The following is a 6,622-nucleotide window of genomic DNA, read 5'->3' as shown; positions in this document are numbered from 1 at the left end:
ATTGCCGGAACTGTGAGTCAGGTTCAAGCACTTCCTGTCATCGGAAAGTTGCGAGATGCACGCGGCAGCGAAGCCCCCTTTTTCGACGGCCACCTCACACATCTGCTGCAATAACTGATCGCGCGAGCCGGAGCGCAGGACCGCATTGCCCAAGGATCCGAGCACCGCATGAATTCGGGCGAGATGCCGGATCTGGGCCTCATGATTGAGCCGGTCCGAGATGTCATGGTCGATGCCGCGAAAGCCGATCACCTTGCCGTGGTCGTCGAGCAAGGGTGTAGCCCTGCTTTCGAGGGTCCGGGTGCTTCCGTCTCGATGGCACCAGCGCTGTCTCCAGCCTTGCCAGCCCCGGCCTTCTTTCGTCAAAAGGGCGAGGCGGGCTGTAGCCTCCTGCCGGTCTTCCGGCATCATGAATTCGATAGCGGGGATGCCCAGGACTTCGTTCGATCCGAATCCGAGGATCGTGGAAACCGCACTGTTCGAGTAGGTCGTGCGGGCTTCGGAATCACGCTCCCAGATCCAGTCGTTGCTGCTTTCGACGATGGCTCGAAAACGCTCTTCACTGTCCCTGAGGGCTCGCTCCATGTGATCGCGTTCTCGCCGCGACTGTGCGATGTCCAGGGCCCTTTCGATCGCGTTGGGCAGGCGCCTGAGGTTGTCCTTCAGCACATAGTCCATTGCGCCGTTCTGCAGCGTGTCGATTGCCAATTCCTCTCCGATCGTGCCGGAGACGAACAGGAAGGGAGTGCCCGGTGCCAGCGCCAACGCAAGCTTTAGTGCTTCCTGCCCACTGAAGCCCGGCATGCGAAAATCGCTGAGTATGACGTCAGGCTCGAACTCGGTCAGCGCCTTGCGCAGGTCTGATTCATTGGCGACGCGGGTATGCACGAAACTGCGCGGCATGTCCCTGAGTTGATGCAGGATCAAATCGGTGTCGGCTCGTGAGTCCTCTACCATCAGAATTCTGAGCGGGATGCTGTCGACTTTCATGGGGCGCTCATCCAGGCGCTTGATTGGCGATCATCCAGTACATGCCAACCTGGGCCACCGTCTCGGCGAATTCGTCGAACTGAACAGGCTTGACCACGAAACTGTTGACCCCAAGCTGGTAGCTGGCAACCAAGTCACCTTCCTCTCGCGAGGACGTCATCATGACGACTGGAATGGTTCGGGTCCTCGGATCCGATTTCATTTTCTCAAGGACTTCGTGGCCATCCAGTTTCGGCATCTTCAGATCGAGCAGGACCAGTTTCGGATGCCCATTTTTGCGGTCCGCATAGGATCCCGTGCAAAACAGATAGTCCAGGGCTTCTGCACCATCGCGCACCCACTCGACGTTATTCGCGATGCCGCGCTTCTTGAGTGTTCGCAAGGTCATTTCCGCGTCGGCTTTTGAATCCTCGACAAGCAGGATTTCGACATTTTGGTAGTTCATTCCTTGACCTCCTCAATGGACGCTGGACTGTCGGGGTGCCCGTGTCGGGGTAGCTCGAATGCAAACGTCGCACCAACGCCCGGCTCGCCTTGCGCGCTGATCTGGCCGCCGTGCCGCGTGACAATGCGCTGCACGATGGCCAGCCCGACACCAGTCCCGTCGAACTCCTCGTCTGAATGCAGACGCTGAAAGACGCCGAACAGCTTGTCGGCATAGCGCATGTCGAAACCAACGCCGTTGTCGCGGATTTGGTAACGCACCTTCGATTCGTCCTGTTCGCCGCTGATCTCGACCCGGGCTTCGCTTCCGCGGGGTGTGGTGTACTTTATTGCATTTGAAATCAGGTTCGTCCAGACCTGCTTGAGCAGCATGGGGTCTGCATGCGCGGCAGGCAAGTTACAAATGTTTACGGCTCCTTTCGCGGCGTCTCCATGTTCCTGCAAGACACGTTTGACCAATGTGCCCATATCCACGTCCACTTTCTGGATTGGCTTGCGTCCAAGTCGCGAAAAAGAAAGGAGGTCATCGATCAGCGCCCCCATTCTGCGGGCAGCATCACTGATCTCGTCGATGTATCGGCGCATCTCCGGGTCGAGCTTGTCGACCGCATCTTCTTGCAGCATGCGTGCATAGCCGTCTACGTGCCGCAACGGTGCGCGAAGGTCGTGCGAGACGCTGTAGCTGAAAGCTTCCAGTTCCCTGTTGCTCTGCTCAAGCTGGCTGGCATTGGCGATCAGTTCGGAGTGCAGCTTGTGGATGCTCTTTTCGGCTTTGACGCGCTCGGTGATATCTCCGATAAATGCGTTGTAAATGCGCGTCGGCCCGGTACCGAGCGGCCAGATGGTCATCTGGATCGGGAACTCACCTCCTTGGCGTCGAGTTGCGGTCATTTCAACGCGCCGATTGAGCAGTTTTCCGGTGCCGGCATCAGGCTCCGCATTGCGCTGCAGTCCCAGTTCGTGCGCATCGCGATATCGTGATGGAACGATCAAATCGGATAGTCGACGCCCAATGGTTTCGGTGCGCGCCCAGCCAAACATGTTTTCCGCCGAGGAGTTCCAGTCGATCACCAGACCTCCGGCATCTATCGATATGAAGGCGTCGTAGGCGGTATCCACGATCGAGCGAACGCGAGCTTCGCTGTGCTTCAATCTGGAGAACGCTTTTTCACGCTCACGCTCGACGCGCATTTGCCTGGCAGCCGCCCGGTCCAGAGAGAGTGCGCTCCACAAGGTCAAGGCAATGCAGAGCACGATGACGGCCAGCGTATAGAGGGTGACTCCGAGATCGGCGTCGAAGAGCTGCATGGCCTCGCCCTGCACACGAAGCAGGCCGATTACCGTTATCAGAATGACAAGACCGGGCAGCATCAGTCGCGCCATTGCGCCGCCCGGCCCGTCGCCGGTGATCAGCGACATGCAACCTGAGCGCGGACGTGCGCTCAATATCCCCAGCACCGCGAGCAGGAAGGCAGTCGCCGTATTCAAGGCCATCGGGATGAATCGCGCGAGCCCGGACATGGAGCTGATCTTGTAGGCGTAGCCGAGCAAGGCCAACAGTGCTATGAACCCGGCTGCGGCCGCCAGATACTCACTGGGCCGATGACCCTTCGGCAAATTCGTATCCAGTAGCAGGATGGCGAAACCCAGCAGGAAGAAGTTGACTGCCGTGTTGGGCGCCATACGGTTTGGCAGGTTGATTGCCGTGGTTGCTAGTTGTTCCTGGAACAGCCATGTGTCTACGCCCGAGTTCCAGCCCAGTGCGATGCCGACGAGCTTCAGGGCCGCGATCGCGGCAACCACCCCGGCCAGCCACCCTGAGTTGCGATAATGCCGGCCAGACTCCCGACTGAGTCTCCACCAAAGCGACAACCCAAGCAGAACGAACAACACTGCGGTCGCCGGATTCATCGCGACAAGGCTCGGCAGGACGCTTTTGAGCCATTGGTGGCCAATGGACCACCCGATCAGTACCAGAAGGCCAACGCCAATGGCGAACAGTGCGGTGAACTTGGAAAACCGATGAAAAGGGGCGAGCAGGCCCGAATCCTCGCTGGCGATCATGCTCGGCTGCCCTGGGCGGATGGCTCGCAGGGCACGAGGATTGACCGCGAAGGCCAAGCCGGCGAAATGAACTCTGTACGTGTGCCTAACTCATTCACGGCAATCCATGTGAATTCCAGATTTCTGGTCGCTACAGGCCAAGCCGGCAATGCGCGGTAGCTGGAACGTCTCGAGTCTAGGCCTGTTCATTGGTTCTTGCTACCGGAAGGGAGATTCGTGCTGCCTCCCGTATTGAAAAGCAGAATTCCACTCACAAGGACGGCCGTCGCTGGGGGATGATCCTTCCACTGTTCGAGGCATTTCGAGCAGCGCGAACGAAGCGCTTGCTGGACGTTTCGCCGTTCCTCTGGCCCGGAAAGCGCAGCTTCCGCCAGATGCTCGACGCGCAAGGCCTGATCGGATACCGTCGCCGTCGCAGGCCAGCCCAACGGAGAAGTGCCGTGACACCCCACGAACCAACCGATGATGCGCAGCTCTTTGCCTTGGGCAACACCATCGCAGAATTGCTGATTTCGCACGGCCAGACCATTGTTTCGGCGGAGTCCTGCACCGGCGGCTGGATCGCCAAGGTGCTGACCGACATTCCCGGTAGCTCGACCTGGTTCGAGTGTGGTGTTGTGGCGTACAGCTACGAGGCCAAGGAGGCGCTTCTCGGTGTCCAGCCGCAAACGCTGGAGCGCACGGGGGCAGTGAGCCAGGAGACCGTGGTGGAAATGGTGTCCGGCGCTTTGGCGCGCTTTGGCGCAGGCGTGGCCGTTGCCGTGACTGGTATTGCCGGCCCTGGAGGCGATACGCCCGGAAAACCGGTCGGAACGGTCTGGATCGGCTGGAAACGGCGCGGCGGCTACGCAAGATCCGAGCAATTCCATTTTGATGGTGATCGGGAAGCGGTTCGTCGGCAGACGGTTGGTGCCGCACTGGAAGGCGTGCGGCGAATTCTTACAAGCTGAGTCGGAAATCTGCTCTTCCGCTCATAGCTGCGTGTGAAATAATCGAGGTCCAGGCAGTTCTCAGCATCTGAGATGGACTGCCGGCAGGCTCTCAATCCGTGACTACCAAGGAATCCCCGATGGACGACAACAAGCGCAAGGCGCTCTCCTCCGCGTTGAGCCAGATCGAGAAACAGTTTGGCAAGGGCGCGGTCATGCGCATGGGCGATCGTGTCAACGAGGCTATCCCTACCATTTCGACAGGTTCGCTCACCCTTGATATAGCGCTCGGTATTGGTGGATTGCCGAAAGGACGCGTGGTTGAGATCTATGGCCCCGAGTCATCCGGCAAGACAACCCTGACCCTCCAGGTCATCGCAGCCTGCCAGAAGGCCGGCGGGACCGCCGCTTTCGTCGATGCCGAGCACGCACTTGACCCGAGTTATGCGGAAAAGCTGGGGGTCAAGGTCGATGACCTGCTGGTTTCCCAGCCCGATACCGGTGAACAGGCGCTCGAGATTGCCGACATGCTGGTGCGCTCGAATGCTGTTGACGTGGTGGTGGTCGACTCTGTCGCCGCGCTCACCCCCAAGGCGGAAATCGAAGGGGAAATGGGCGACACACACGTCGGTTTGCAGGCGCGATTGATGAGTCAGGCTCTGAGAAAATTGACAGCAAACATAAAGAAATCAGGATGTTTGGTCATTTTCATCAACCAGATTCGCATGAAGATCGGCGTCATGTTCGGCAGCCCGGAGACAACAACGGGCGGCAACGCGCTGAAGTTCTATGCATCGGTCCGACTCGATATCCGGCGCATTGGTGCCGTGAAGCGCGGTGATGAGGTGATCGGCTCGGAAACCCGGGTCAAGGTGGTCAAGAACAAGGTGGCACCGCCGTTCCGTCAGGCGGAATTCGAAATTCTCTACGGCGAGGGCACCTCGCGCGAAGGCGAGCTGATAGATCTCGGCGTGCTGCACAACCTCGTCGAGAAGTCTGGTGCCTGGTACAGCTACAACGGCGATCGAATTGGCCAGGGCAAGGACAACGTCCGTCAGTACCTCAAGGAACACTCGGCCATGGCTGACGAAATCGACAAGGCGCTGCGTGACAAGCTGCTGGTGAAGGTCGGCAACTCGCCGCTTCCGGCCGTGGAAGTCGAAGAGGCCTGAGCAAGGCGGTGCCGCCATGCCGGGCAAGTCTGATATTCGACCATGAGTCGGAAGCCCCCGGGGAAGCCTCGCTCGGAAAAGCCCAGTGCTTACAACAAGGCGCTGGGCCTCCTTACTCGGCGTGAACAGTCCGAGCGCGAGCTCAAGGCAAAGCTCGCGCGTGGAGGCTACTCCGGTGAGGAATCCAGCGAGGCCATTGATGCCCTCAAGAAACAGAAGTACCAGAGCGACTCCCGGTTCGCCGAAATGCTGGCGCGATCGCGTGCGGCGAATGGATACGGGCCGCGGCGGATAGCCGCGGAATTGAAATCCCAGGGGGTCGACGACTCCGCTGCCAGATCCGCCATCGACGGACTGGAATGTGACTGGACCGATCTTGGCCGACAGCAGTTGCAGCGCCACTACGGTAGCAAGCCGGCCGCTGACCTCAAGGAACGTGGCAAGCGAGCGGCCTTTCTCTTGCGTCGTGGCTTCGATGCCTCCACAGTAAGCGCCCTTACGCGCGCCGAAATCGGCGATCCGGGTGACGAGTTCGATTGAGTTCTCCACTGCGGACGGTCACTGGCGCGTCCGCCCCGTCCGGATTGAACTGATTGATGAAAACCAGCGCCGACATCCGCTCAGAGTTCCTAGAATTTTTCCGCTCCAAGGGCCACACGGTGGTGCCTTCGGCTTCGCTGGTCCCGTCCAGCGATCCGACCCTGATGTTCACGAATTCGGGCATGGTCCCGTTCAAGAACGCGTTTCTCGGCAGCGAAAAGCCGCCGAGTCCGCGCGTGGTCGACGTGCAGCGTTGCTTGCGCGCAGGCGGCAAGCACAACGATCTTGACCAGGTCGGCTATACGGCGCGACACCATACGTTTTTCGAGATGCTCGGCAACTGGTCGTTCGGGGACTACTTCAAGCGCGAAGCGATCCTGTGGGCCTGGGAATTGCTGACTGAAGTCTGGAAGCTGCCCAAGGACAAGTTGCTGGTCACGATCTACCAGACGGACGATGAGGCTTACGCGATCTGGAAGGACG

The 6,622-nt window shown here is 59.4% G+C and carries 7 protein-coding genes; 4 read left to right on the top strand and 3 right to left on the bottom strand.

Features of this window, described 5'->3' with window-relative positions; translation table 11 throughout:
- From WBP53_RS13320 to WBP53_RS13310, 3 genes are all read right to left on the bottom strand, one after another.
- Positions 1-990 (bottom strand): PAS domain S-box protein (locus tag WBP53_RS13320; RefSeq protein WP_423929698.1); only part of this gene is annotated, 990 nt, incomplete at its 3' end.
- 7 nt (positions 991-997) lie between these two features.
- Positions 998-1,435 (bottom strand): response regulator, encoded by a 438-nt coding sequence (locus WBP53_RS13315; RefSeq protein ID WP_423929696.1) that lies wholly within the window; start codon positions 1,433-1,435, stop codon positions 998-1,000.
- On the bottom strand, positions 1,432-3,498 hold the full coding sequence (locus WBP53_RS13310; protein ID WP_423929694.1) for an ATP-binding protein: 2,067 nt from the start codon (positions 3,496-3,498) through the stop codon (positions 1,432-1,434). The genes WBP53_RS13315 and WBP53_RS13310 overlap by 4 nt, the downstream gene beginning before the upstream one ends.
- 482 nt (positions 3,499-3,980) lie before the next feature.
- Here WBP53_RS13310 and WBP53_RS13305 point away from each other — a divergent pair, with 482 nt between their 5' ends.
- The 4 genes from WBP53_RS13305 to WBP53_RS13290 all read left to right on the top strand — a co-directional run.
- The gene (locus WBP53_RS13305) at positions 3,981-4,448 is read left to right on the top strand and encodes a CinA family protein (RefSeq protein WP_423929700.1); all 468 of its coding nucleotides are present in this window, start codon (positions 3,981-3,983) and stop codon (positions 4,446-4,448) included.
- Positions 4,449-4,567: 119 nt separating this feature from the next.
- The gene (gene recA / locus WBP53_RS13300; protein ID WP_423929692.1) at positions 4,568-5,599 is read left to right on the top strand and encodes a recombinase RecA; all 1,032 of its coding nucleotides are present in this window, start codon (positions 4,568-4,570) and stop codon (positions 5,597-5,599) included.
- Between the two features lie 42 nt (positions 5,600-5,641).
- A complete protein-coding gene (locus WBP53_RS13295; RefSeq protein ID WP_423929690.1) occupies positions 5,642-6,139 on the top strand; it encodes a regulatory protein RecX in 498 nt (165 codons plus the stop codon).
- Positions 6,140-6,195: 56 nt separating this feature from the next.
- Positions 6,196-6,622: alanine--tRNA ligase-related protein (locus tag WBP53_RS13290; RefSeq protein ID WP_423929688.1), on the top strand; the 427-nt coding region annotated here is incomplete at its 3' end.

It is taken from the genome of Dokdonella sp. (assembly GCF_049593775.1).
Taxonomy (GTDB): Bacteria; Pseudomonadota; Gammaproteobacteria; order Xanthomonadales; family Rhodanobacteraceae; genus Dokdonella.
This window is presented reverse-complemented; position numbering and strand designations above follow the sequence as displayed.

What these genes read in the sequence shown, in the direction of transcription:
- WBP53_RS13315 (WP_423929696.1), bottom strand. Translation starts at nt 1,435, where the DNA reads ATGAACTACCAAAATGTCGAAATCCTGCTTGTCGAGGATTCAAAAGCC.
- WBP53_RS13310 (WP_423929694.1), bottom strand. Translation starts at nt 3,498, where the DNA reads ATGATCGCCAGCGAGGATTCGGGCCTGCTCGCCCCTTTTCATCGGTTT.
- recA (WP_423929692.1), top strand. Translation starts at nt 4,568, where the DNA reads ATGGACGACAACAAGCGCAAGGCGCTCTCCTCCGCGTTGAGCCAGATC.
- WBP53_RS13295 (WP_423929690.1), top strand. Translation starts at nt 5,642, where the DNA reads ATGAGTCGGAAGCCCCCGGGGAAGCCTCGCTCGGAAAAGCCCAGTGCT.